Annotated in this window: 26 protein-coding genes; 18 read left to right on the forward strand and 8 right to left on the reverse strand. The window is 72.1% G+C overall.

The window, feature by feature from the left end; translation table 11 throughout:
* Positions 1 to 24: 24 nt before the first annotated feature.
* The 4 genes from ACFW3D_RS21505 to ACFW3D_RS21520 form a co-directional block, all read right to left on the reverse strand.
* Complete coding sequence (locus tag ACFW3D_RS21505) at positions 25 to 936, reverse strand: sugar phosphate isomerase/epimerase family protein (RefSeq protein WP_500505870.1); 912 nt, start codon at positions 934 to 936, stop codon at positions 25 to 27.
* 195 nt (positions 937 to 1131) lie between these two features.
* On the reverse strand, positions 1132 to 2010 hold the full coding sequence (locus ACFW3D_RS21510) for an ATP-binding cassette domain-containing protein (RefSeq protein WP_500505871.1): 879 nt from the start codon (positions 2008 to 2010) through the stop codon (positions 1132 to 1134).
* A 5-nt stretch (positions 2011 to 2015) separates the two neighbouring features.
* Entirely contained in the window at positions 2016 to 3098 is a 1083-nt protein-coding gene (locus tag ACFW3D_RS21515; RefSeq protein WP_500505872.1) for an ABC transporter permease, read from the reverse strand.
* The gene (locus ACFW3D_RS21520; RefSeq protein WP_500505873.1) at positions 3095 to 4108 is read right to left on the reverse strand and encodes a sugar ABC transporter substrate-binding protein; all 1014 of its coding nucleotides are present in this window, start codon (positions 4106 to 4108) and stop codon (positions 3095 to 3097) included. Before ACFW3D_RS21520 ends, ACFW3D_RS21515 begins: the two co-directional genes overlap by 4 nt.
* Before the next feature lie 276 nt (positions 4109 to 4384).
* On the opposite strand from ACFW3D_RS21520, the gene iolC reads away from it, so the two are divergent.
* From iolC to ACFW3D_RS21585, 13 genes are all read left to right on the forward strand, one after another.
* The gene (gene iolC / locus ACFW3D_RS21525; protein ID WP_500505874.1) at positions 4385 to 5332 is read left to right on the forward strand and encodes a 5-dehydro-2-deoxygluconokinase; all 948 of its coding nucleotides are present in this window, start codon (positions 4385 to 4387) and stop codon (positions 5330 to 5332) included.
* 32 nt (positions 5333 to 5364) lie between these two features.
* Positions 5365 to 6243 carry a Cgl0159 family (beta/alpha)8-fold protein gene (locus tag ACFW3D_RS21530; protein ID WP_500505875.1) on the forward strand — a complete coding sequence of 293 codons (879 nt, stop codon included), beginning with the start codon at positions 5365 to 5367 and terminating at the stop codon, positions 6241 to 6243.
* A 40-nt stretch (positions 6244 to 6283) separates the two neighbouring features.
* Positions 6284 to 7189, forward strand: a complete 906-nt coding sequence (gene iolB, locus ACFW3D_RS21535) for a 5-deoxy-glucuronate isomerase (protein ID WP_500505876.1) — start codon at positions 6284 to 6286, stop codon at positions 7187 to 7189.
* A complete protein-coding gene (gene iolD / locus ACFW3D_RS21540) occupies positions 7189 to 9060 on the forward strand; it encodes a 3D-(3,5/4)-trihydroxycyclohexane-1,2-dione acylhydrolase (decyclizing) (protein WP_500505877.1) in 1872 nt (623 codons plus the stop codon). Before iolB ends, iolD begins: the two co-directional genes overlap by 1 nt.
* A 182-nt stretch (positions 9061 to 9242) precedes the next feature.
* Positions 9243 to 9962: a GntR family transcriptional regulator gene (locus ACFW3D_RS21545; protein ID WP_500505930.1), complete on the forward strand. Its 720-nt coding sequence runs from the start codon at positions 9243 to 9245 to the stop codon at positions 9960 to 9962.
* Between the two features lie 107 nt (positions 9963 to 10069).
* A complete protein-coding gene (locus ACFW3D_RS21550; protein ID WP_500505933.1) occupies positions 10070 to 11059 on the forward strand; it encodes a sugar ABC transporter substrate-binding protein in 990 nt (329 codons plus the stop codon).
* Entirely contained in the window at positions 11056 to 12078 is a 1023-nt protein-coding gene (locus ACFW3D_RS21555; RefSeq protein WP_500505879.1) for an ABC transporter permease, read from the forward strand. The genes ACFW3D_RS21550 and ACFW3D_RS21555 overlap by 4 nt, the downstream gene beginning before the upstream one ends.
* Positions 12075 to 12854 carry an ATP-binding cassette domain-containing protein gene (locus ACFW3D_RS21560; RefSeq protein ID WP_500505881.1) on the forward strand — a complete coding sequence of 260 codons (780 nt, stop codon included), beginning with the start codon at positions 12075 to 12077 and terminating at the stop codon, positions 12852 to 12854. The genes ACFW3D_RS21555 and ACFW3D_RS21560 overlap by 4 nt, the downstream gene beginning before the upstream one ends.
* A gap of 186 nt (positions 12855 to 13040) precedes the next feature.
* Entirely contained in the window at positions 13041 to 14159 is a 1119-nt protein-coding gene (locus ACFW3D_RS21565; RefSeq protein WP_386986525.1) for an ROK family glucokinase, read from the forward strand.
* Positions 14160 to 14164: 5 nt separating this feature from the next.
* Entirely contained in the window at positions 14165 to 14686 is a 522-nt protein-coding gene (locus tag ACFW3D_RS21570; protein WP_500505935.1) for a hypothetical protein, read from the forward strand.
* 84 nt (positions 14687 to 14770) lie between these two features.
* Positions 14771 to 16054 (forward strand): bifunctional 3-oxoadipate enol-lactonase/4-carboxymuconolactone decarboxylase PcaDC, encoded by a 1284-nt coding sequence (gene pcaDC / locus ACFW3D_RS21575; RefSeq protein WP_500505882.1) that lies wholly within the window; start codon positions 14771 to 14773, stop codon positions 16052 to 16054.
* 116 nt (positions 16055 to 16170) lie between these two features.
* Positions 16171 to 16818: an MBL fold metallo-hydrolase gene (locus tag ACFW3D_RS21580; protein WP_500505883.1), complete on the forward strand. Its 648-nt coding sequence runs from the start codon at positions 16171 to 16173 to the stop codon at positions 16816 to 16818.
* 84 nt (positions 16819 to 16902) lie between these two features.
* The gene (locus ACFW3D_RS21585; protein WP_500505884.1) at positions 16903 to 17682 is read left to right on the forward strand and encodes an exodeoxyribonuclease III; all 780 of its coding nucleotides are present in this window, start codon (positions 16903 to 16905) and stop codon (positions 17680 to 17682) included.
* Here the strand turns inward: ACFW3D_RS21585 and ACFW3D_RS21590 are convergent.
* A complete protein-coding gene (locus ACFW3D_RS21590; RefSeq protein ID WP_500505886.1) occupies positions 17607 to 18470 on the reverse strand; it encodes an SMI1/KNR4 family protein in 864 nt (287 codons plus the stop codon). The two genes, ACFW3D_RS21585 and ACFW3D_RS21590, sit on opposite strands and share 76 nt — an antisense overlap.
* Positions 18471 to 18578: 108 nt before the next feature.
* Here ACFW3D_RS21590 and ACFW3D_RS21595 point away from each other — a divergent pair, with 108 nt between their 5' ends.
* Both ACFW3D_RS21595 and ACFW3D_RS21600 read left to right on the forward strand, forming a co-directional pair.
* On the forward strand, positions 18579 to 18917 hold the full coding sequence (locus ACFW3D_RS21595; RefSeq protein WP_500505888.1) for a cupin domain-containing protein: 339 nt from the start codon (positions 18579 to 18581) through the stop codon (positions 18915 to 18917).
* Between the two features lie 5 nt (positions 18918 to 18922).
* A complete protein-coding gene (locus tag ACFW3D_RS21600) occupies positions 18923 to 19363 on the forward strand; it encodes a DUF6278 family protein (RefSeq protein ID WP_500505890.1) in 441 nt (146 codons plus the stop codon).
* 39 nt (positions 19364 to 19402) lie between these two features.
* On the opposite strand, the gene ACFW3D_RS21605 is transcribed toward ACFW3D_RS21600, so the two are convergent.
* Positions 19403 to 20260 carry a helix-turn-helix domain-containing protein gene (locus ACFW3D_RS21605; protein WP_500505892.1) on the reverse strand — a complete coding sequence of 286 codons (858 nt, stop codon included), beginning with the start codon at positions 20258 to 20260 and terminating at the stop codon, positions 19403 to 19405.
* Positions 20261 to 20401: 141 nt separating this feature from the next.
* Between ACFW3D_RS21605 and ACFW3D_RS21610 the strand changes: the two genes are divergently transcribed.
* Together ACFW3D_RS21610 and ACFW3D_RS21615 are read left to right on the forward strand one after the other, a co-directional pair.
* Complete coding sequence (locus ACFW3D_RS21610; protein ID WP_500505894.1) at positions 20402 to 20926, forward strand: ATP-binding protein; 525 nt, start codon at positions 20402 to 20404, stop codon at positions 20924 to 20926.
* A 29-nt stretch (positions 20927 to 20955) separates the two neighbouring features.
* Positions 20956 to 21240, forward strand: coding sequence for a TfoX/Sxy family DNA transformation protein (locus ACFW3D_RS21615; protein ID WP_326571765.1), 285 nt, complete (start codon positions 20956 to 20958; stop codon positions 21238 to 21240).
* A 161-nt stretch (positions 21241 to 21401) separates the two neighbouring features.
* Here ACFW3D_RS21615 and ACFW3D_RS21620 read toward each other — a convergent pair whose 3' ends face one another.
* Positions 21402 to 21671: a hypothetical protein gene (locus ACFW3D_RS21620; RefSeq protein ID WP_500505897.1), complete on the reverse strand. Its 270-nt coding sequence runs from the start codon at positions 21669 to 21671 to the stop codon at positions 21402 to 21404.
* Between the two features lie 381 nt (positions 21672 to 22052).
* Here ACFW3D_RS21620 and ACFW3D_RS21625 point away from each other — a divergent pair, with 381 nt between their 5' ends.
* Positions 22053 to 22967 carry an SGNH/GDSL hydrolase family protein gene (locus ACFW3D_RS21625; RefSeq protein ID WP_500505900.1) on the forward strand — a complete coding sequence of 305 codons (915 nt, stop codon included), beginning with the start codon at positions 22053 to 22055 and terminating at the stop codon, positions 22965 to 22967.
* Between the two features lie 51 nt (positions 22968 to 23018).
* On the opposite strand, the gene ACFW3D_RS21630 is transcribed toward ACFW3D_RS21625, so the two are convergent.
* A complete protein-coding gene (locus tag ACFW3D_RS21630) occupies positions 23019 to 23774 on the reverse strand; it encodes a hypothetical protein (protein ID WP_500505903.1) in 756 nt (251 codons plus the stop codon).
* Between the last annotated feature and the right edge of the window lie 48 nt (positions 23775 to 23822).

The raw sequence follows: 23822 nt of genomic DNA on the forward strand, positions 1-23822 counted from the left end.
GTCTTCCCTTTCGTGGGCGGTGCGTCAGGCACCGCAGGAGCGCAGGAACTTCCGGGTGCGCTGCGCGATGGGCAGCGGCCGCTCCGGCTCGCAGGGGTACATGTCCTGCTCGACGATGGCGAACAGGTCGACGCCCAGGCCCTGCGCCGCGGCCAGCACCGGTTCCAGCGCGGGCACCCCGTCCGGCGGCTCGCACATGACGCCGCGCTGCACGGCCGGGCCGAAGGGGACCCCGTTCTTGACGACGTCGGCGAGGATCTCCGGGTCGACCTGCTTCAGGTGCAGGTAGCCGATCCGCTCCCCGTAGGTCTCGATGAGCTTGACGCTGTCGCCGCCGCAGTAGGCGTAGTGGCCGGTGTCCAGGCAGAGGCTCACCAGCCCGGGGTCCGTGGCGTCGAGGAAGCGCTCGACGTGCTCCTCGGTGTCGATGTGCGTGTCGGCGTGCGGGTGGACCACGATGTCCAGGCCGTAGGTGTCGCGGACCTGGCGGCCCAGGCGCTCCATGCCGGTGGCGAGGTGCCCCCACTGCTCTGCGGTGAGCTCGTGCGGCTCGATGACCTCGGCGGTCTTGTCGTCGCGCCAGAAGGACGGGATGACCACCAGGTGCCGGGCGTCCATGGCCTGGGCGAGGGCGGCGACCTCGCCGACGTGCTCCCAGGTGGCGTCCCACACCGACGGGCCGCGGTGCAGGGAGGTGAAGACGGTGCCCGCGGAGACCTTCAGGCCCCGGCGCGCGGTCTCCTCGGTGAGCCGGGCCGGATCGGTCGGCAGGTAGCCGTACGGGCCGAGTTCGATCCACTCGTAGCCCGACTGGGAGACCTCGTCGAGGAAGCGCTGCCAGGGCACCTGCTGCGGGTCGTCGGGGAACCAGACGCCCCACGAGTCGGGCGCGGAGCCGATCCGGATCCGGTCCAGAAGGGGGGAGGGGGCAGTCATGAGGAGGGCTCCTCTCACCGGTCGCCGCGGACCGGTCGTGGTTCGGTAGGGCGGCCCGTCAGGGCGGTGGTACGGATGCCCGCGGAGCTCCGTGGTCCCGCTGGAAGCTTCGCCGTCCGGCCGGGCAGCCGTCAAGAGTTGGTCCTGACATACGGACGTCATGTCAGGGTGTGGGGGAGGGCCGGGGCCGGCACCTCACGGGCTGGGGCGGCCCTCGGTCAGGTCCTCCAGCTCGGGCAGTTCCTCCACGTCGACGCCGCGGACCTGGGCCAGTTCGTGCTTGAGCGCGGCCAGCTCGGCGCCGCCGGCCATGTGGTTGGTGAGTTCCTCCAGGGAGACCTCCTTCCGGCCCGCGCTCAGTTCCAGGGTGCCCAGCCGCAGCACGGAGAAGTGGTCGCCCACCATGAACGCGTGGTGCGGATTGTGGGTGATGAAGATGACGCCCAGACCCCGGTCCCGTGCGGCCGCGATGTACTTCAGGACGACCCCCGACTGCTTGACGCCCAGTGCCGCGGTCGGTTCGTCCAGGATCAGCACCCGTGCGCCGAAATGGACCGCGCGGGCGATGGCCACGGACTGCCGCTGGCCGCCGGAGAGGGTGCCGATGGGCTGTTCCAGGTCGTCCAGGACGATGCCCATCGCCCGCAGTTCCTCGTCCGCGGTCCGTTTCATCCGGGCGATGTCCAGGCGGCGTACGGGCCAGGGGCCCCGGGTCAGCTCGGAGCCGAGGAAGAAGTTCCGCCAGACCGGCATCAGCGGAACGGTCGCCAGGTCCTGGTAGACGGCGGCGATGCCGCGGTCCAGGGCCTCCCGGGGGGTGTTGAGGCGCACGGGTGCGCCGTCGATGCGGAACTCGCCCTCGGTGTGCCGGTGCAGCCCGGAGACGATCTTGATCAGGGTGGACTTGCCCGCGCCGTTGTCGCCGAGGACGCAGGTGACCTGTCCCGGCCGGACGGCCAGGTCGACCCCGTGCAGGGCGCGGACGTTGCCGTAGCTCTTGCCCACCCCGTCCAGTTCGACGAGGGGCCCGGGGGCGGCGGTGGTGGCGCCGTCGGGGGTTGTGGCGGTGGTCATGGGGCTCACCTCCGGGTCGCCGTGCGGCGGACCCACAGATTGACCAGGGTCGCGATCAGGAGCATCACGCCGAGGAAGAACTTGAACCAGTCGGGGTTCCAGTTGGCATACACGATGCCCTGGGAGACCATCCCGAAGATGAAGGCGCCGATCACCGAGCCGACCGCCGAACCGTAGCCGCCGGTGAGCAGGCAACCGCCGATGACCGCCGCGATGATGTACAGGAACTCGTTGCCGACGCCCTCACCGGACTGCACCGCGTTGAACGAGAAGAGCAGGTGCATGCCGGTGAACCAGGCCCCGAAGCCCACGGCCATGAACAGCGCGATCTTGGTGAAGGCCACCGGTACGCCGACCGCCCGCGCGCTGTCCTTGTTGCCGCCGACCGCGAAGGTCCAGTTGCCGAACCTGGTGCGCAGCAGCACCCAGGTGGCCAGCACCGCGAAGCCGAGCCACCACAGAACCGTCACCTTGATCTGGACGCCCCCGATACCGATCTCCGAGGCGAACAGCGCGCGCGCCTGGCCGAAGCCGTCCATGTCGCTGATGGAGTCGGTGGCGACGTTGCCGGTGAAGATCTTGGTGACCGCCAGGTTGAGGCCCTGCAGCATCAGGAAGGTGGCCAGGGTGATGAGGAAGCTGGGCAGCCCCGTCCGCACCAGCATGTAGCCGTTGAGCGCCCCGATGCCCAGGGACACCACCAGGGCGACGACCACGCCGGTCCACACGTTCATGCTGAGCTGGAAGCTGAACATGCTCGCGGTCAGGGCGGACGCGGTGACCGCGACGCCGGCCGAGAGGTCGAACTCGCCGCCGATCATCAGCAGGGCCACGGGCAGCGCCATGATGCCCATGACCGACGCCTGGTAGAGCACGGTCGCCAGTGAGCCCGCCTCGCGGAAGGACGGCGCCACCGCGAAGAAGAAGAGGTAGACCGCGACGGCGGCGATCAGCGCGCCGATCTCCGGGCGGGCCAGGGTCCTGCGCAGCAGCGAGCGTTCGGCGGTGCGGCCGTCCGCCCCGGAGGCGGGTGCCGCGGGTGGTGAGGGGGACGCCGCGGGGGCGGCTGCCTGGGACACAGGGATCACCGGGTGCCCTTCGCGGCGAACGCGGCCACGGACTCGACGTTCTCCTTGTCGACGAAGGCCGGGCCGGTCAGGACCGGTGCCACTCCGCCGCCGCTGACGTTGCCGTTGGTCTTGTACAGCCACAGGGAGTCGACGGACAGGTAGCCCTGCAGATACGGCTGCTGGTCGACGGCGAACTGCACCCCGCCGTCCTGGACGGCCTTGACCAGGTCCTTGTTGAGGTCGAACGTGCCGACCTTGGCCTTGCTGCCGGCGTCCGCGACCGACTGGACGGCCGTCAGGGCGAAGGGCGCGCCCAGGGTGACGACGTAGTCGATGCCGGAGTCCTGCTTGAGCTTCGCGGTGATCGTGGACTTCACCGACGGCATGTCCGTGCCGTTGACGTAGAGGTTCTCGGTCTTCCCCTTGAACGTCTTCTTCACGCCGGCGCAGCGGGCCTCCAGGGCGACATGGCCCTGCTCGTGGATCACGCAGATGTTGTGCTTGGCGCCTAGGTCGTTGAGCTTGTTGCCCAGCGCCTCGCCGGCGACGCTCTCGTCCTGTCCGAAGTACTCCAGCAGCCCCTGGTCCTTCCAGTCGTCCAGGCCCGCGTTGAAGCCGACCACCGGGATGCCCGCGGCCTCGGCCTTGGCGACGACGTCCTTCATGGCGTCGGGCTTGGCCAGGGTGACGGCTATGCCGTCGACCTTCTGGTCGATCGCGTTCTGGATCAGGTTGGCCTGGGTCGCGGCGTTGGGGTCGTTGGAGTAGATCAGCTCCACGTTGTCCTTGGCGGCGGCGGCCTGGGCGCCCTTGCGGATCAGGTCCCAGAAGGTGTCGCCGGGGGCGGCGTGGGTGACCATCGCGATCTTCATCCGCGGGGTGTCGGCCTTGCCTGCGGCGGCTGTGTCGGCCGATTCCTCTGCCTTCTTCCCGCCTGAGCTGCTGGAACAGCCGGCTGCGAGGAGGACCGCCGCGGCGGAGAGGGCCGCGGCGGCGGAGATCCGACGGTTTCTGCGAGAGCGTTCCATGTTCCTGCACCTCACTGCGGTGGGAGGGAGAAGGGGACGGACGTGTTCACATGGCCGGGTGCTGCACGGGAGCAAACCCCTCCCCGGGGTCCCTGTCAAGACTTTGTCAAGACATCAATTCATCTCGACGTAACGACAAGATAACGACCCGGACTTCCGGTGGGCGGTACGTTCGTATGTAAGGACATAGTGTTGACATCGCGCGACCGGGCGGGCTAGACCTGACAGGGCCGCAGAGCGACTTCCCCCGGTGACGCACGACGAGGAGTCACGTCCATGACCGAGCCGTACGACCTGATCACGATGGGCCGGATCGGGGTGGACCTCTACCCGCTGCAGACCGGTGTACCGCTGCCCCAGGTCGAGACGTTCGGCAAATTCCTCGGCGGCTCCGCCACCAACGTCGCGGTCGCCGCCGCGCGCCTCGGACGCGCCACCGCCGTCATCACCCGCACCGGCGACGACCCCTTCGGCACCTACTGCCACCAGGCGCTCAAGGAGTTCGGCGTCGACGACCGCTACGTCACCCCGGTCGCCGCCCTCCCGACGCCCGTCACCTTCTGCGAGATCTTCCCGCCGGACGACTTCCCGCTCTACTTCTACCGGCTCCCCAAGGCGCCCGACCTGGAGATCCACGCCGACGAACTGGACCTCGACGCCGTGCGCGCCGCCCGCATCTTCTGGATGACCGGGACCGGCCTGTGCGCGGAGCCCAGCCGCACCGCCACCCTCACCGCCCTCGAGGCCAGGGCGCGGCGCGGCACCACCGTCTTCGACCTCGACTGGCGCCCGATGTTCTGGAAGGACCCCGACGAGGCCCGCCCCTACTACGCACGGGCGCTCGCCTCGGCCACCGTCGCCGTCGGCAACCTCGACGAGTGCGAGATCGCCACCGGGGTGCGCGAACCGCACGCCGCCGCGGAGGCGCTGCTCGCCGCCGGCGTCGAACTCGCCGTCGTCAAGCAGGGCCCCAAGGGCGTCCTGGCCGTCCACCGCGACGGCACCGCCGCCGAGGTGCCACCGGTCCCCGTCGAGGTGGTCAACGGGCTCGGTGCGGGCGACGCCTTCGGCGGCTCCCTCTGCCACGGGCTGCTCGCCGGCTGGGACCTGGAGCGGATCATGCGCCACGCCAACGCCGCGGGCGCGATCGTGGCCTCCCGCCTCGCCTGCTCCTCCGCGATGCCCACCGCGTCGGAGGTCGAGGACCTCCTCGGCCGCGGCTGACGGTCCGTCCTCTGCCCGAAAGTGAGCTTCTTTTGCGCATCAGCATCTCCGACCTGGTGAAGGTGCGGACCCACCACCCCGAGGCGATCGCCGAGGCCGCCGCCCGCCGCGTCCGCCGCCCGCTCGTCGGTGACGGCGGCCGGCTGATGATCATCGCCGCGGACCACCCCGCGCGGGGCGCCTTCGCCGTGGGGGACCGCGAGTTCGCCATGGCCAACCGCGTCGACCTGCTGGAGCGGCTGTGCACCGCGCTCTCCCGGCCCGGCGTGGACGGGGTCCTCGGCACCGCGGACATCCTGGAGGACCTGCTGCTGCTCGGCGCGCTCGAGGGCAAGGTCGTCATGGGGTCGATGAACCGCGGCGGCCTCGCCGGCGCCTCCTTCGAACTCGACGACCGCTTCACCGGCCACCGCGCCCAGGACATAGCCCGGCTCGGCTTCGACGCCGGCAAGCTGCTGCTGCGCATCAGCTACGAGGACAGCGGCTCGCTCAGCACCATGGTCGCCACCGCCCGCGCCATCGACGAGATGGCCGAGCACCGGCTCCCGGTCTTCGTCGAGCCCTTCATATCCCGCCGCGTCGACGGCAGGGTGCGCAACGATCTCAGCGCGGAGGCCGTCACCAAGTCCATCGCCATCGCCTCGGGGCTTGCCGGGACCTCCGCCTACACCTGGCTCAAGGTGCCCGTCACCGAGGACGTCGACGACATGGCCACCGTCATGGAGACCTCCACCCTGCCCGCCGTCCTGCTCGGGGGCGAGGTGGGCAGGGAACAGGACGCGGTCTACGAGAAGTGGCGCAAGGCGCTGCGCCTGCCCACCGTCCAGGGGCTGGTCGTCGGCCGCACCCTGCTCTACCCGGCGGAGGGCAGCGTGGAGACCGCCGTAGACACCGCCGTCGCCCTGCTGTGAAGTCCCGGTCGAACCGCGAGAAGTGCGAGGCCCACGCCACATGACCAGCACCGAGGACCACCTGGCCGCCGGGAAGGCCGCTGCCGGCCCCTACGCCGTCGACGTCGACCCCGGTCGCGCCGGCTGGGACCACTCCTCCCTGCGGATCCTGGAACTCCCGCCCGGCGGACGGCACGAGTTCGCCACCGGGGACAGCGAGTGGATCGTGCTCCCGCTCTCCGGCGGCTGCGAGGTCTCCGCCCAGGGGGAGACTTTCCGGCTCACCGGGCGCGAGAGCGTGTTCACGGCGGTCAGCGACTTCGCGTACGTGCCGCGCGACGAGACCGTCACCGTCACCACCGCCTCCGGCGGCCGCTTCGCCCTGACCGGAGCCCGCTGCGAGCGGCGGCTGCCCGCCCGCTACGGACCGGCCTCCGCCGTCCCCGTCGAGCTGCGGGGCAGCGGCAGCTGCAGCCGCCAGGTCAACAACTTCGGCGCCGCCGGGGTCTTCGAGTGCGATCGCCTGATCGCGGTCGAGGTGCTCACCCCGGCGGGCAACTGGTCGTCCTTCCCGCCCCACAAGCACGACGAGGACCGCGAGGGCGAATCGCGCCTGGAGGAGATCTACTACTTCGAGATCGCCCCGGCGCACGGCAGGGAGGGCATCGGCTACCAGCGCGTCTCGCCCTCCGGCAACGGCCGGGGCACCGACGTCCTCGCCGAGGTCCGCAGCGGCGACGTCGTCCTCGTCCCCGACGGCTGGCACGGCCCCTCGATGGCCGTCCCCGGCCACGACATGTACTACCTGAACGTCATGGCGGGCCCGGGGAAGGAGCGCGCCTGGCTGATCTGCGACCACCCCGACCACGCCTGGATCCGCGACACCTGGCCGGACCAGCCGCTCGACCCGCGCCTGCCCCTGTACACCGCCCCCGCCGCCACCGGCGAAGCCCCCGAGAGGTCCTGATGAGCAGCCAGTCCGTACGCCGCCTCACGGTCGCCCAGGCGCTCGTGCGGTTCCTGTCCGCGCAGTACACCGAGCGTGACGGGGTCCGCCGCCGGCTCGTCGCCGGTACGTGGGGCATCTTCGGCCACGGCAACGTCGCCGGTATCGGCCAGGCGCTGGTGGAGTACCGGCAGGAGATGCCGTACCACCAGGGCCGCAACGAGCAGGCCATGGTGCACGCCGCCGTCGGCTACGCCCGGCAGCTCAACCGGCTGTCCGCGCAGGCCGTCACCACCTCCATCGGCCCCGGCGCCACCAACCTCGTCACCGGTGCCGCGCTCGCCACCGTCAACCGGCTGCCGGTGCTGCTGCTGCCCGGCGACTCCTTCGCCAACCGCGTGCCCGATCCGGTGCTCCAGCAGCTGGAGCACACCCAGTACGGCGACGTCTCCGTCAACGACGCCCTGCGCCCGGTGTCCCGCTGGTTCGACCGGATCACCCGGCCGGAGGCCCTGATCCCGTCCGCGCTCCAGGCGATGCGGGTGCTCGCGGACCCCGCGGAGACCGGCGCCGTCACGCTCGCCCTCCCGCAGGACGTCCAGGCCGAGGCGTACGACTGGCCCGAGGAGTTCTTCGCCGAGCGCGTCTGGCACGTACGCCGCCCGGCCCCCGAGGCCGCCGAACTCGCCGCCGCCGCCGAGGCGGTGCGCACCGCGCGCCGCCCGCTGATCATCGCGGGCGGCGGCGTCCACCACAGCGAGGCCGAGCCCGCCCTCTGCGCACTGGTCGATGCGACGGGCATCCCCGTGGCCTCCACCCAGGCCGGCAAGGGCTCGCTGCGCCACGACCACCCGGCCGACCTCGGCGGCGTCGGCCACACCGGCACCGCCGTCGCCGACGACATCGCGCGCACCGCCGACCTGGTCATCGGCGTGGGCACCCGCTACACCGACTTCACCACCGCCTCCTCCACGCTCTTCGCCGCCCCAGCGGTGCGCTTCCTCAACCTCAACGTCACCGGCTTCGACGCCCACAAGCTCGGCGCCCGCACCCTGGTCGGCGACGCCCGCGCGAGCCTCGAAGCCCTCGCGCAGGCCGTGGCGGGACACCGCGTCGAGCCGGAGTACGAGGCCGAGTACCGCGCCGGGCGGGAGCGCTGGGAGCGCGTCGTCGATGCCGCTTACGCCGCGGACGACAGCGACCGCCCCACCCAGACCCAGGTGCTCGGCGCCCTCGACTCGGTGGTCGGCGACGACGACGTGCTGATCAACGCCGCCGGCTCCCTCCCCGGTGACCTGCACAAGCTGTGGCGCGCCCGCTCCCCGCGCCAGTACCACCTGGAGTACGGCTACTCCTGCATGGGCTACGAGATCCCGGCCTCCATCGGCGTGCGCATGGCGGCGCCCGACCGGCCCGTGTGGGCTCTCGTCGGGGACGGCACCTACCTGATGATGCCGACGGAGATCGTGACCGCCGTCCAGGAGGGCGTGAACGTCAACCTCCTCCTCATCCAGAACCACGGCTACGCCTCCATCGGCGGGCTGTCCTCCGAGGTCGGCGGCGAGCGCTACGGCACCGCCTACCGCTACCGCGCCGCCGACGGCTCCTTCACCGGCGACCCGCTCCCCGTGGACCTCGCCGCCAACGCGGCCAGCCTCGGGATGGACGTGCTGCGCGCCGAAACGGTGCGCGAGCTGCGCGAGGCGCTCGCCGCCGCCCGCGCCTCAGACCGCCCGACCTGCGTCTACGTCGAGACGGACCCCACACCGACGGCTCCCGCCGCCCAGGCCTGGTGGGACGTGCCGGTCGCCGAGACCGCCTCCCGCGAGGCCGCCGTCGAGGCCCGCAAGTCCTACGAGCGGCACCTGGGAGACCGCCGCCGCCATCTGTGAGCACACCCCCGCCATCCGCTCCCGGAACCCGGCGGCACCGACCGCACCGGCCCGTCCACGGGCCCTCGAGAAGGCGTGGATCCAAATGTTCGGACAATGTGATGTCAGAGTTTCCTGAGATCGAGACCGGCGGATACGCTCCCCCTGTGTCCAAAGCAGAGTCCGCGCCGCTCGAGTTCGAGGTGGACCGCTCCAGTCCGGTGCCGCTGTACTACCAGCTCGCGCAGCAGCTGGAGGGTGCCATCGAGCACGGCAGGCTCGCCCCCGGAAGCCTCCTGGGCAACGAGATCGAACTCGCCGGACGGCTCGGCCTCTCCCGGCCGACCGTCCGGCAGGCGATCCAGTCCCTGGTCGACAAGGGACTGCTGGTACGCCGGCGCGGCGTGGGCACCCAGGTCGTGCACAGCCAGGTCAAGCGCCCCCTGGAGCTGAGCAGCCTCTTCGACGACCTCCAGGCGGCCGGGCAGAGCCCCGCCACCCGGGTGCTGCGCAACGAGACCGAGCCGGCCTCCGCCCAGGTCGCCGCCGCCCTGGGCATCGCCGAGGGCAGCGACGTCGTCGTCCTCCAGCGGCTGCGCTCCACCCATGGCGAGCCGATGGCCCACATGTGCAACTACCTGCCGCCCGGACTCCTCCCCCTGGACAACACCAAGCTGGAGTCCACCGGCCTGTACCGCATGATGCGCGCCGCCGGGATCACCCTGCACAGCGCCCGCCAGTCGGTCGGCGCCCGGTGCGCCACCGAGGCGGAGGGCGAGCTGCTCGCCGAGGAGCCCGGGGCCGCGCTGCTCACCATGAGCCGGACGACCTACGACGACACGGGGCGGGCCGTCGAGTACGGCACGCACATCTACCGCGCCTCCCGCTACGCCTTCGAGTTCCAGCTGCTCGTACGGGCCTGAGCGGCCGCGGAACCCCCCCTTCCGCAAGCATCGCACCCTGTGACGGATACTTGGTCGGTTCCAAGACCTGCAGGGAAAGGCACGACGTGGAGAGCGCGAACAGGGGAATGCGTGCGCTCGGTGCGCTACTGACAGTGGTCATCGGTGTGGCGCTGGCGGGCTGCAGCAGCACCGGAGGCCTGCGCGCCGAGCAGCGGGCCAAGGAGGCCCAGGCCAATGGTTCGGCCGTCGACACACCGAGGTGGACGGTCGCCATGGTCACCCACGCCGGCGCCGGCGACAGCTTCTGGGACATCGTCCAGAAGGGCGCCCGGCAGGCCGCAGCCAAGGACAACATCAAGTTCCTGTACTCCAACAGCGACCAGGGCAAGGACCAGGCGCAGCTGGTGCAGACGGCCATCGACCAGAAGGTCGACGGCCTGGTCGTCACGCTCGCCAAGCCCGAGGCGATGAAGGACGTCGTCCTGAAGGCGGAGAAGGCGGGCATCCCGGTCATCACCATCAACTCCGGGTCCGCCCAGTCCAAGGAGTACGGCGCCCTGGCGCACATCGGCCAGGACGAGACGATCGCCGGCGAGGCCGTCGGCGAGGAGCTCACGGCGCGCGGCAGGAAGCACGCCCTGTGCGTGCTCCACGAGCAGGGCAACGTCGGCCACGAGCAGCGCTGCGCGGGCGTCAAGAACACCTTCGGGGGCACGACGGAGAACCTCTACGTCAACGGCACCAACATGCCCGACGTCCAGTCCGCCCTCCAGGCCAAGCTGGCGGCCGACCGCTCCATCGACGCCGTCGTGACCCTCGGCGCGCCGTACGCCGCCACCGCGGCCAAGGCGAAGGAGCAGGCGGGCAGCCAGGCCGAGGTCGACACCTTCGACCTCAACGCCCAGGTCGCGAGCGCGCTGGAGGCCGGCACGATCGGCTTCGCCGTCGACCAGCAGCCGTACCTGCAGGGGTACGAGGCCGTCGACCTGCTGTGGCTCTACCGGTACAACGCCGACGTCCTCGGCGGCGGCAGGCCCGTCCTCACCGGCCCGCAGATCGTCACCAAGGACGACGCGGCCGCACTGAAGGACTACGCGAAGCGGGGCACCCGATGACCGCGGACAGCCTCGCGCCCCCGCGGCGGCTCGGGCACCGCCTGTTCAGCCGCCCCGAGCTGGGCGCCGTCGTGGGCGCCGTGGCCGTCTTCGTCTTCTTCTCCGTGGCGGCCGACTCCTTCCTGCGGCCGGCGAGCCTCGGGACCGTCCTGTACGCGGCGTCCACCATCGGGATCATGGCGGTGCCGGTGGCGCTGCTGATGATCGGCGGCGAGTTCGACCTGTCGGCGGGCGTCCTGGTGACGTCCTCCGCCCTGGTGTCGTCGATGTTCAGCTACCAGATGACGGCCAATGTCTGGGTCGGCGTCGGCGTCTCGCTGCTCGTCACCCTTGCCATCGGCTTCTTCAACGGCATCATGCTGGCCCGCACGAAGCTGCCGAGCTTCATCATCACCCTCGGCACCTTCCTGATGCTCACCGGCCTCAACCTGGGCTTCACCAAGCTCATCGACGGCACGGTCAGCACCAAGTCCATCGCCGACATGGAGGGCTTCCCCTCCGCGCGAGCGCTGTTCGCCTCTCACCTGACCATCGGCGACGTCGACCTCCAGGTCACCATCCTGTGGTGGATCGCCCTGGTCGCCGTCGCCACCTGGGTGCTGCTGCGCACCCGTGCCGGCAACTGGATCTTCGCGTCCGGCGGCGGCCCCGACGCGGCCCGTGCGGTCGGCGTCCCCGTCACCCGTACGAAGACGGGCCTCTACATGGCCGTCGCCTTCTGCGCGTGGATCTCCGGGCAGCACCTGCTGTTCTCCTTCGACGTCGTGCAGTCGGGAGAGGGCATCGGCAACGAGTTCCTGTACATCATCGCCGCCGTGATCGGCGGCTGTCTGATGACCGGCGGCTACGGCTCCGCCATCGGCTCGGCGGTCGGCGCGTTCATCTTCGGCATGACCAGCAAGGGCATCGTCTACGCCGAGTGGAACCCGGACTGGTTCAAGTTCTTCCTGGGCGCCATGCTGCTGCTGGCCACGCTGCTCAACGCCTGGGTGCGCAAGCGGGCGGAGGCGGCGAAGTGACGGCCCTGGTGAAGCTGACCGAGGTCAGCAAGGCGTACGGGCATGTGCGCGCCCTGGAGGACGTCTCCCTGGAGGTGCACGCCGGGGAGATCACCTGTGTCCTCGGCGACAACGGCGCCGGGAAGTCCACCCTGATCAAGATCATCGCGGGGCTGCACCAGCACGACCGGGGCAGCTACGAGATCGAGGGCGTGCCCGTGCGCCACGCGTCGCCCCGCGAGGCGCTCGACCACGGCATCGCCACCGTCTACCAGGACCTGGCCGTCGTCCCGCTGATGCCGGTGTGGCGGAACTTCTTCCTGGGTTCCGAGCCGCGCAAGGGGCGCGGCCCCTTCAAGCGCCTGGACGTCGCCATGATGCGCGAAACCACGCGCACCGCGCTGCGCGACATGGGCATCGACCTGCGAGACGTGGACCGGCCGATCGGCACGCTGTCGGGCGGGCAGCGCCAGTGCGTCGCCATCGCCCGTGCCGTGCACTTCGGGGCCAAGGTGCTCGTCCTCGACGAGCCCACGGCGGCGCTCGGCGTCCGGCAGTCCGGCGTCGTCCTGAAGTACGTCGCCGCGGCACGGGACGCCGGGCTCGGCGTGGTCCTCATCACGCACAACCCCCACCACGCCCACCTGGTCGGCGACCGCTTCGTCCTGCTGCGCCGCGGCACGATGACCGGCTCCCACACCAGGGACGCGATCACGGTGGACGAGCTCACCCGGGAGATGGCCGGCGGTACGGACCTGGAGGCCCTCGCCCACGAGCTGCGCCGCCCGGCCTCCTGAGGCCGGTCGGGCGCGGCTCGGGCGCCCGCAGACGCCCGCCCCGGGGCGGGGGCCACGCCCCCGCGACCCCCGGCACTTAGAATCACTCGGAGAAACGCCCCCGACCCCGGAGAGACGAGCCTTGCGAGCGACGACCGAGCAGCAGTTCGGGACCGAGTCCGGGATCGGATCCACGGGGGTGAACCGATGAGCATGTACCGGGGTGCCGCCCGCACCTCCAGCAGTTCCACGCTCCTGAGCACGGTGGGCCGGCGCGAGCGCCGCTCGCACCTCACCGCGCCCAGGGTCCCCACCGTCGGCATCGACATCGGCGGCACCAAGGTGATGGCCGGCGTGGTCGACGCGGACGGCAACATCCTGGAGAAGCTGCGCACCGAGACCCCGGACAAGAGCAAGAGCCCGAAGGTGGTGGAGGACACCATCACCGAGCTCGTCCTCGACCTGTCCGAGCGGCACGACGTCCACGCCGTCGGTATCGGCGCGGCCGGCTGGGTGGACGCGGACCGCTCCCGGGTGCTCTTCGCCCCCCACCTGTCCTGGCGTGACGAGCCGCTGAAGGCCCGTCTCACCGAGCGCCTGCGGGTCCCCGTCATGGTGGACAACGACGCGAACACGGCCGCCTGGGCGGAATGGCGCTTCGGTGCCGGCCGCGGCGAGAACGACCTCGTGATGATCACGCTCGGCACCGGCATCGGCGGCGCCATCCTGGAGGACGGCCAGGTCAAGCGGGGCCGCTACGGCGTCGCGGGCGAGTTCGGCCACATGCAGGTGGTGCCCGGCGGGCACCGCTGCGCCTGCGGCAACCGAGGCTGCTGGGAGCAGTACAGCTCGGGCAACGCCCTGGTGCGCGAGGCCCGCGAGCTCGCGGCGGCCGACTCCCCGGTGGCGTACGGGATCATCGACCGGGTCGGCGGCCAGGTCCGGGAGATCACCGGTCCGCTCATCACGGAGCTCGCCCGTGAGGGTGATGCGATGTGCGTCGAGCTCTTCCAGGACATCGGCCAGTGGCTGGGCGTCGGCATCGCCAACCTCGCCGCGGCCCTGGACCCTTCCTGCTTCGTCATCGGCGGCGGCGTCAGCGCGGCCGACGACCTGCTGATCGCCCCGGCCCGCGACGCCTTCCGGCGTCATCTGACCGGGCGTGGCTACCGGCCGGAGGCGCGTATCGTCAAGGCGCAGCTCGGCCCCGAGGCCGGGATGGTCGGCGCCGCGGATCTGGCGCGGCTGGTCGCGCGCCGCTTCCGGCGGGCCAACCGGCGGCGGGTCGAGCGGTACGAGCGCTACGCGAAGGTCGTCGGCAAGTGAGTGCCATGCCCCCGAGGAAACCGCCGCGCTGGGTGCAGTGGATGGTCGTCCCGCTGCTGATCCTGGTGCCGATCGGCTACGTGATCATCTCCGCCGAGCAGAGCCGGGACAGCGGCGAGGAGAAGCAGGAACAGGCCGCAGCGACCACGCTCACCTACCTGTGGCCCACCAAGGTGCAGCGGCGCATCTACGAGGTGACGATCCCCTCCGGCTCAAAGCCGGTGGCGTACCTGGAGACCAACAACTGGGCGGCCAGCTCCTTCTACGTGCAGTTCCGCACCAACCAGGGCGGCCTGGACACCTTCCTCGCCCAGTACGGCAAGAGCCGCTCCGCCCTCGCGGACGGCGACGTGACCGTGAGCCCCAAGCAGGCCCGCACCGTGCGCTGGGCCTTCGGCACGGACCGCAAGTGGGCCGGTCTCAAGCTCAAGCAGCACGGGGACAAGCCGGACCACAACATCACCGTCGACTTCTCCGACACGGACCACCCCGTGGTCTATGTCGTGTCCACGATAAACTTCCGCTGACCGGCGCCCAGGCGCCGCAAGGGCCCCGCGTTGTCGCAGGGCCCGGCCGTCCGTGCCCGCGAACGCCTCGATAGCGTGGCGCGAGTGAGCGACGAGCAGACCCCCAAGACCCTCCAGCACCGCGTCGACGGCCCGCAGGACGCGCCGGTCCTGGTCCTCGGCCCCTCACTGGGCACGACGTGGCACATGTGGGACCGGCAGATACCAGAGCTGACCCGGCAGTGGCAGGTGCTGCGGTTCGACCTCCCGGGGCACGGCGGTGCCCCCGCCGACCCCTCGGTCTCCACCGCCGACCTCGCCGACCGCCTGCTGCGCACCCTGGACGCGGCCGGCGTCGAGCGCTTCGGCTACGCGGGCTGCGCCTTGGGCGGCGCCATCGGCACCCAGCTCGCGCTGCGTGCCCCGCAGCGCGTCGCTTCGCTGGCCCTGGTCTCCTCGGCCGCCCGCTTCGGGACGCCCGACGCCTGGCGGCAGCTCGGGGTGGTCGTCCGCGCCAACGGCCTGGAGCAGATCGCCCTGAGCGCCCCCGAGCGCTGGTTCGCCCCCGCCTTCCGCGCCGCCCAGGCCGCCATCGTCGACTGGTCCGTCCAGATGGCCCGGGCCGTCGACCCCGAGTGCTACATCGCCGCCTGCGAGGCGCTGGCAGCCCACGACGTGCGCGCGGAGCTCGGTCTGATCACCGTGCCGACGCTGGTCCTGGGCGGCGCCGAGGACCAGGTGACACCGCCCGCCGACGCCCGGGCCCTGGTCGCCGCCATCCCGGACGCGCGGCTCGCGGTCGTCCCTGGAGCCTCACACCTGGTGCCGGTCGAGCAGCCCACCGCCGTGGGTGAGCTCCTCGTGCGCCACTTCGAGGCCACCTGGACCGAACAGCCCGTCGCGGTGGCCGTGCCGGCGCAGCCCGCACCCGTCGCCACCGAGCCCGTACCGGTGGCGGCGCCCGTGCGGCCCGCCGCGCGGCACCAGGACGGCGTCGCGGCCGGCGGCCCGGGGGCGTACGCCGAGGGCGACCGCACCCGGCGCGAGCTCCTGGGCGACGCGCACGTCGACCGGGCGGCCGAGGAGTCCGGGGAGTCCGCCGGGGACTTCGAGGAGTTCGTCACCCGCTATGCCTGGGGCGAGGTCTGGAACCGGCCCGGGCTCGACCGGCGGACCCGCAGCGTCGTCACCCTGACCGCGCTCGTCGCCGGCGGCCACCACACCGAACTGGCCGTGCACACCCGGGCCGCGCTGCGCGGTGGCCTCACCCCGGCCGAGATCGAGGAGGTGCTGCTGCACACCGCCGTCTACTGCGGGGTGCCCGCCGCCACCTCGGCCTTCGCGGTGGCGCGGCGTGTCATCCGGGAGGAGACTCGGCCGCGGGAGTGAGCCCGCGCGCGGCGGTCCGTCGGTCCAACGGCGTCCCCACCCGGATGCGGCGTGTGCGGCGCGCACGGCCTCGGCCATGATGGCCATGCAAAGGATCACCGCTCCGGAGGAGAGTCATGAAGCTGACGAAGAGGGGCCACGCCTGCGTCCGCCTGGAGAAGGACGGGCGCGTGCTCGTCATCGACCCCGGAGCCTTCACCGAGCCGGACGCCGCGGCAGGGGCGGACGCGGTCCTCGTCACGCACGAGCACGCGGACCACTTCAGCGAACAGCAGCTGCGCGCCGCCCTGGAGGCCAACCCGGCCGCCGAGATCTGGACCCTGAAGAGCGTCGCCGACCAGGTGTCGGCCGCCTTCCCGGGCCGGGTCCACACGGTCGGAGAGGGCGACACCTTCAGCGTGGCCGGCTTCGACGTCGAGGTGCACGGGCAGATGCACGCCGTGATCCACCCCGACATCCCGCGCATCACCAACGTCGGCTTCCTCGTCGACGGCTCCGTCTTCCACCCCGGCGACGCGCTCACCGTGCCCGGCCGGTCCGTCGAGACGCTGCTGCTGCCCGTGCACGCCCCCTGGAACAAGGTCTCCGAGGTCATCGACTACCTGCGCGAGGTGAAGCCGGCCCGCGCCATCGACGTGCACGACGGGCTGCTCAACGAGCTCGCCCGCACCCTGTACGACCGGCTGCTCGGCCCCGACGGGCCCGGTGTCGGCGGCGCGGAGCACGGCAGGATGGCCCCCGGCGACACCGCCGACCTGGGCTGACGGCCCCGGGCCGGCGACCCGCCCCGGAAGCCCCCGGGAACGCCCCGGGACCGGTTGTCGGAGGCGGGCGGTACATTCGGGTCCATGCGCATCGCCACCTGGAACGTCAACTCGATCACCGCCCGCCTGCCGCGGCTGCTGGCCTGGCTGGAGAAGAACAGCCCGGACGTGCTGTGCATCCAGGAGACCAAGTGCGCCGAGGAGCAGTTCCCCTTCGACGAGCTGCGCGCCCTCGGCTACGAGACCGCCGTCAACGCCACAGGCCGGTGGAACGGCGTCGCCCTGCTGTCCAAGGTGGGTCTCGAGGACGTCGTCGTCGGCCTGCCCGGCGGCCCGCTGTACGAGGAGGTCGACGAGCCCCGCGCGGTCTCGGCGACCTGCGGCCCGGTCCGGGTCTGGTCGGTGTACGTGCCCAACGGCCGCGAGGTCGGCCACGAGCACTACGCGTACAAGCTGCGCTGGTTCGAGGCGCTGCGCGCGGCGGTCGCGGAGGACGCGGCGGGCGAGCGCCCCTTCGCCGTCCTCGGCGACTACAACGTGGCGCCCACCGACGAGGACGTGTGGGACCCGTCGGTCTTCGAGGGGATGACCCACGTCACCCCCGCCGAGCGCGAGGCGCTGGCGCACCTGCGCGCGGCCGGGCTCGGCGACGTGGTGCCCCGCCCGCTGAAGTACGACCGGCCCTACACCTACTGGGACTACCGCCAGCTGGCATTCCCCAAGAACCGCGGCATGCGGATCGACCTCGTCTACGCGAACCAGCCCTTCAGCAAGGCTGTCGGCGACGCCTACGTCGACCGTGAGGAGCGCAAGGGCAAGGGCGCCTCCGACCACGCTCCCGTCGTGGTCGACCTCGACGTCTGACCGGTCCTGGGCAGGCCCACCGCGAAGCGCCCGCCGGCCCGCCGCTGGAACTCGACGTAGCCGCGCAGCCCCGGCGGGCAGGGCAGGTGCAAGGTGGCCGGGTGCGCCACCTCGCGCAGGTCCACCACCAGGGCGTCGTCCGGCAGCCCGGTCAGCACCGCGGCCAGCTCAGGGTCCGCCTCCGGCCGGGCCTGCCGCACCGGCGTGCCCCGCAGGTCGGGCCGGTAGGAGAAGACGTGCGAGGTCTCGGCGAGCCGTTCCAGCACCGCGGCATGGTCCGCAACCGTTCCGTCCGCCGGCACCGGCTCCGGCCCGTGCTCCGGCGCGACGTGTTCCAGGGCGGCGAGGCCCGCCCGGGCCAACAGGGTGACCCAGTCGACCAGTGAGGGCGCGACGTACGCCCAGGTGTCGCGGAAGACCCCGGTCGCGGCGAACACCCGGCCCCAGGTGCCGGTGCCCTCGTCCACGTCCACGTCGACGAAGAGCGTGTCCCCGCCCGACTCGTGCAGCAGGTGCGCGGAGCCGGGCGGCCCCACCGCCCAGCCGCCGGGGTGCAGACCGCGCTCGGGGGCCAGCCGGTACTCCTCCAGCCCGCCGATGCGGATCGACCGCACCCTTCCGACCAGGTGCCGCACCTCCTCGGGCAGCGGCACGCCCCACGCCGCGATCTCGGCGTCGTCCGCGCCTGGGGCCAGCCGGACCGTGCCCGGGGCGCGCGCCGCCAGCTCCTCCAGCAGCCGCCAGGCGCGGTCCGCCGCCCGCGCCCCGGCTTCCCGTTCATCCTGCATTGTGTGGCCCTTCTCGCACCGGGCAGCCTTACGTTACGTATTGTGCGGCAACGGAACGTATACAACGTGTCGTTACCGTCGGCATACGCCCGCGCATACGCTCCGGCCATGCAGAGCTTCTCCGCCGACATCGCCGCCGCCGTGCTCGAACCCGAACCCCTGGACCCGGGGCAGATCGTCTCCGGCTCCCCGGAGGTCACCGGGAAGGTGCTGTGGCAGTCGCCCGACGGCACCCGTACGAGGGGGATCTGGCAGATCACCCCGGGTGTGGTGACCGACACCGAGGCGGACGAGATGTTCGTGGTCGTCACCGGTCGCGCCACCGTCGAGGTGGAGGACGGACCGACCCTGGAGCTGGGCCCGGGAGACGTCTGTGTCCTCCATGAAGGAGACCGCACGACATGGACCGTCCACGAGACCCTTCGGAAGGCCTACGCCATAGGCTGATGCCCATGGACATCTCCTTCCTGGACAGGTGGCGCAAACGGTACGGCGAGGTCCGCGGCGCGGCCGTACCGGAGTCCCTCGCCGAGGACCCGGAAGGAGTCGCCGAAGTGCTCTCGGAGTGCGAGCTGCTGCGCGCCAGGGCCGAGTCCGAGGGAGTGGAACTCGACGACACGGCCGTCTCGTTGGAGCGCCTGGACCAACTGGTGCCGCGCTGGCGCGACGACCCGGACGAGCTGTCCTGGCTCGGCAACGACGCCGGGCTCTACCTAGGCACGGTCGTCGTGCGCACCGTGCCGGGCGCGAGCTGGCGGGTCTGGCCCAGCGGACGCCCCGTCATCCTGCTGGCCTCCGGCCGTGAACTCGATGTGGTCGAGGCCGGCCACGAGTGGGCGGAGAGCGGCACCCCGGAGCTGTCCCAGGTCCACGCCGAGGCCTCCGAGGGCTGAACGCCGGCCGGGTCCGACGCAGGGCCCGCGGCCGGGCCGCTAGATGACGCGTTCGGCCTCGCCGAGCATGGCCTCGAACCAGCGGTCGAAGCCGTAGAGCACCGAACCGGGCGGAGTGGCGGAGAGCCGGTAGACCAGCGAGCCGCGCGGGTCCGCCGGAGGTCCGATGACGGAGACGAAGGTGGCACCGTCGAGGCGCACCAACCGCCACACCGGCGCGGTGCGGTAGCGGTAGACCTCGAGCTGAATCGTTCCTTCTTCGGCGAGGGCACCGAGCATGTCCTCCGCGAAGCGCAGGCTCGACGCGAAGAAGCGCGGCGTCTCGCCGACCTCCTCGGCGATCCGGTCGACCGCCGGGCTCTCCGGGTGCAGCAACAGCAGCCGCATGCGGGCGATCCCGGACCGGCCCCGCCGGGTCAGCGGCCCGCGCAGCAGCGAGTCGCCGAGCGCCACAAGCCCCAGGGCGCGCACGCCCACCACGTCCACCGTGCCGGCCCGCGCCGCCGCCTCGCGGATCTCCGCGGCCGCCTCGGGCTTCGTCAGCGCCACCGCCGCCACCTGCGGATGGTCCATCAGGTCCCGGACGCCGTACGAGCGCAGGCGGCGCGGCGCGAGCCCCATGAGCATCCGCGCGTGGTCCGGCATGAGCAGGCCCTGCGCGATCCGCTCGAACACGTCGAACCGCACCACCGAACGGCGGCCCCGCACGATCTCGTTGACCCGGCCCTGCAGCAGCCCCGTCGCGGCCGCGATGCGCGACTGGCTCGCGCCGCCGTACTGCTGCGCGAACCGCAGGATCGCCCCGGCGTCGCGGGCCCGCAGGGCCTCCCGTATCTCCTCGCGCTCCCAGGCCCACGCGGGGATCTCGACGGCATCACCGGAAACCGGTCCCGACATCCACGACTCCCGTCCACCCCGGCCGCCGTCCACCGGCGTTACCAGCGGGTATGTCGTGGTGAGAATAGCGCGGGGGTATCGCGTGCACGTGTGCTTCGCGGGAATGCTCGGCGCCACCTACGACACCTGTGAGGTGGTCACATGGGGGACAACCTGGCCGCACGGCCCCCGTTCCGGCGCGTCGCCCCCGGCGCCGGCCACGGTGCGGGCGACGAGTCGCCCCCGGACACCCTCCATACCCACGACGCGGCGGCCGAACCGTCTCCGTCCCCGCCGCCCGCCACCGTGCTGCTGGGCGAGGTCTTCCTGCCCGCCGACGACCTGGCGCCGGCCCAGGCGCGCCGCATCCTGGCTGCCACCCTGGACGTGTGGGGCCTCGGGTACCTGCTGGACACCGCGGGCCTCGTGCTCGCCGAGCTCGTCTCCAACGCCGTACGGCACGCCGGGGGGCGGCGGGTGGGCGTCGCGCTGTCGCGACGGCTGACGCTGGTGCACATGTCGGTCCGCGACGGCTCCCGCACTCCGCCCTGCCTGGTGCTGACCGGACGGGTCCCCGACACGACCGGGCGCACTCGCGGTCTTCAGGTCGTTTCTGCCCTGACCTACCGCTGGGGGACAGAACTCCTCCCGGGCGGCAAGCGTGTCTGGGCCGAGATCGCCGTCTGACGGGGCGTCGGGAGGTGCATGATGGGGGCATGGACTCCCTGCAGCAGATGCCCAACATCGGCGCGGTCCTGGCCGAGCGCCTCCGCAGCGCCGGTGTGCCGGACGCCGACGAGCTGCGCCGCCTCGGATCCGGAGGGGCCTTCGCGATGATCCGCGAAGGGCTTCCCGAGGACGCCTGCACCCACACCCTGCTCGCCCTCGAGGGCGCTATCCGCGGTACCCGCTGGACCGCCATCCCGAAGGCCGACCGCGACGCGCTGGTCGGCCGGGTGCTCGGCGAGGGCCACGCGGGCGCGGCCGCCGGAGGCCGATAGCGGCCGGGGGCGCCACCGGCCGGCGGGACTCGGCCCCGCCGGGGCCGGTCAGGACGAGAAGCCGATGCTGTACGCCACGTGCCGGCGGTCGGCGCGGATCACCGTGTCCGAGGTCTCGACGGCGCGGTCGTCGGCGTCGAGGTACGTCCGCCGGACAGCCGTCACGCACCGGCCGTGCGCGCAGCCGGTCGTCCGCGCTCGGGACGCGCGACGTCCGTGCCGTCGGTGATGGCCGGCGGCTCCCGACCGGTGGCGAGCTGCACGGGCCGGCGGTTCGCCAGGTACTCGTGAAGGGTCGTCACCACCGGGTCGCCGGTGGCGATGCCCAGGCGCTCGGCGATGGCCGGCGGGGCGATCGTGGTGACGGCCGGGGCCTCCCGGTCCACGGTCGTGGTGTCACCGGCGACGCGTGCGGCGAAGGGCGGGTCCACGGGCCTGTACTGCGGTCGAGCGTCCCGCGGGCGGATCGGTCGACCAAGAACACCCCGCGTCCGAACCGTCGCTCGACATGGCCCGCCGCCTTGAGCACGCGCACCGCCCGGTCGACGCCCGGTTGTGCCCGGTGCGGAGGGGCCCGCGGTGTCCACGACCACGGCCGGGCGGTGGCCGGCCTGGACGTCGTACGCGGTGGGGTACGGCTCCGGATCCACTCCGAAGGGGCTCCGCGGGGCGCGGTCGGCGAAGGAGCGCGGCGCCGGGGGCTCGAGCTGAGGGAACGTCAGTCCATCGAGCGAACTTGCGACACATCCATTGACTTCGGCCACGGCGGGCGCCGAATCTGAACCTGTCAGCGTCGACAGGGGGAGGGCCCGATGGGTGTCGGACGTGCATCGATCCTGGGAGCGGCCGCGGCGTCGGCCGCGCTCGTGCTCACCGCGCTGAGCGCGGTTCCGGCCACCGCGCACACACGCGGCGGCGGGCATCAAGGCCACGGTCACGGCAACGGACACCGGGACGCGTACGTCGCGCTCGGGGACTCGTACACGTCGGGACCGCTCATCCCCGACCAGGTGGACGCCAATTGCGCCCGGTCGAACCGGAACTACCCCTCGCTGGTGGCAGAGCGCCTGAGAGGCACCAGCCTCACCGACGTGAGCTGCGGCGGGGCCACCACCGCCGAGATGTGGAAGGCGCAGGGCAGCAACCCGCCGCAACTGGACGCACTGAGCCGCCGCACCTCCCTGGTCACGCTGCAGATCGGCGGGAACGACGTCGGTTTTGGCAGCATCATCCGCACCTGCGCGGGCGCCGCGGTCTCCGACCCGACCGGCAATCCCTGCCAGAAGTACTACTCGGCCGGCGGCACCGACCAGTTGCGGGCCGCCGTGGACGCGACGGCACCGAAGATCGACGCCGTGCTCGACGCCATCCACCACCGCGCGCCGCGGGCCCGTGTCGTGGTCGTCGGCTACCCGGCGCTGCTCCCCGACAGCGGCGTCGGCTGCCGGCCGGCCGTGCCCTTCGCCGACGGGGACTTCGCCTACCTCCGCGACACCGAGAAGCGGCTCAACGCCATGCTGGCCCGGCGCGCCAAGGCCGCCCACGCGATCTACGTCGACACCTACACCCCGACCGTCGGCCACGACATGTGCACGGCCCCCGGCGTCCGCTGGATCGAGCCGCTCACGCCCGCCGCTCCGGCCGCGCCCGCCCACCCCAACGCGCTGGGCGAGAAGGCCATGGCCGCCGCCGTACTGGACCGGCTCTGCGTGCGCGGCCGCATATGACGGGGCCGCGGGGGCCCGTGCCTCCGCGGCCGCCCGCCCGGTCCCGGGCCGTCACTCCGCGGTGACGGCCACCGGGAGACTGGCGGGCGTCCTGGCCTCGCGGGTGACGTCGGCGACGACCTCCACCACGTCGGGTCCGTAGGCGTCGGAGTTGACGACCTTCAGCAGCAGGCAGAAGGTGCCGTCCACCCCGTACTTGCGGGACAGCCGCAGGTAGTGGCGGGCGAGGTAGCGCACGGCGGCCTGGTTGGTCACCCCGCGCTGGCCGGAGGCGAGGAAGACCGGGCGGTTGTTCCCGGTGTTCTCGTCGGCGGCCAGCCGGGCCAGGAAGACGTACTCCACCTTGCCCTTCTCCATGCGGTAGGCCTCGCCGCCCACGGTCAGCGCGCCCTGGTCCTCGACCGGCCCGGTGAAGTCGTTGACCTGGAAACCGGGCAGCATGGAGCGCAGGTGCGCCGCCATGCGGTGGTTGGATATCGGGCCGCCGATGCAGAACTCCGTGCGCGCGCCGAAGCCCTGCCAGGCGGTGTCGTGGGGCAGGACCTCGGCGTGCGCCCCGCACTCCTTGATCAGCGCGGACAGCTCGATCAACGCGAAGACGTCATGGCGCGCAACGCTCCACCCCCGCGTCGAACCGGCATCGCGGTTGATCACCATCAGGCACTCCGAGCCGGTGGGCAGCCCGAAGAAGCGCTGCTTGCGGCGCAGCTTGCGCCGCCACAGGTATGTGCGGACGAACCAGCCCAGCGCGGCGCTGATACCGCTCGCGGCCAGTCCCAGGACGATGTTGCGCACGTCGTCGCTCATGGGCCGGGATCGTAGTTGAGGCGTTCCTGACGAGGAAGGCAGGGTGGG

The sequence above is a fragment of the Streptomyces sp. NPDC058864 genome, from assembly GCF_042742985.1.
In the GTDB taxonomy this organism is placed as follows: Bacteria; Actinomycetota; Actinomycetes; order Streptomycetales; family Streptomycetaceae; genus Actinacidiphila.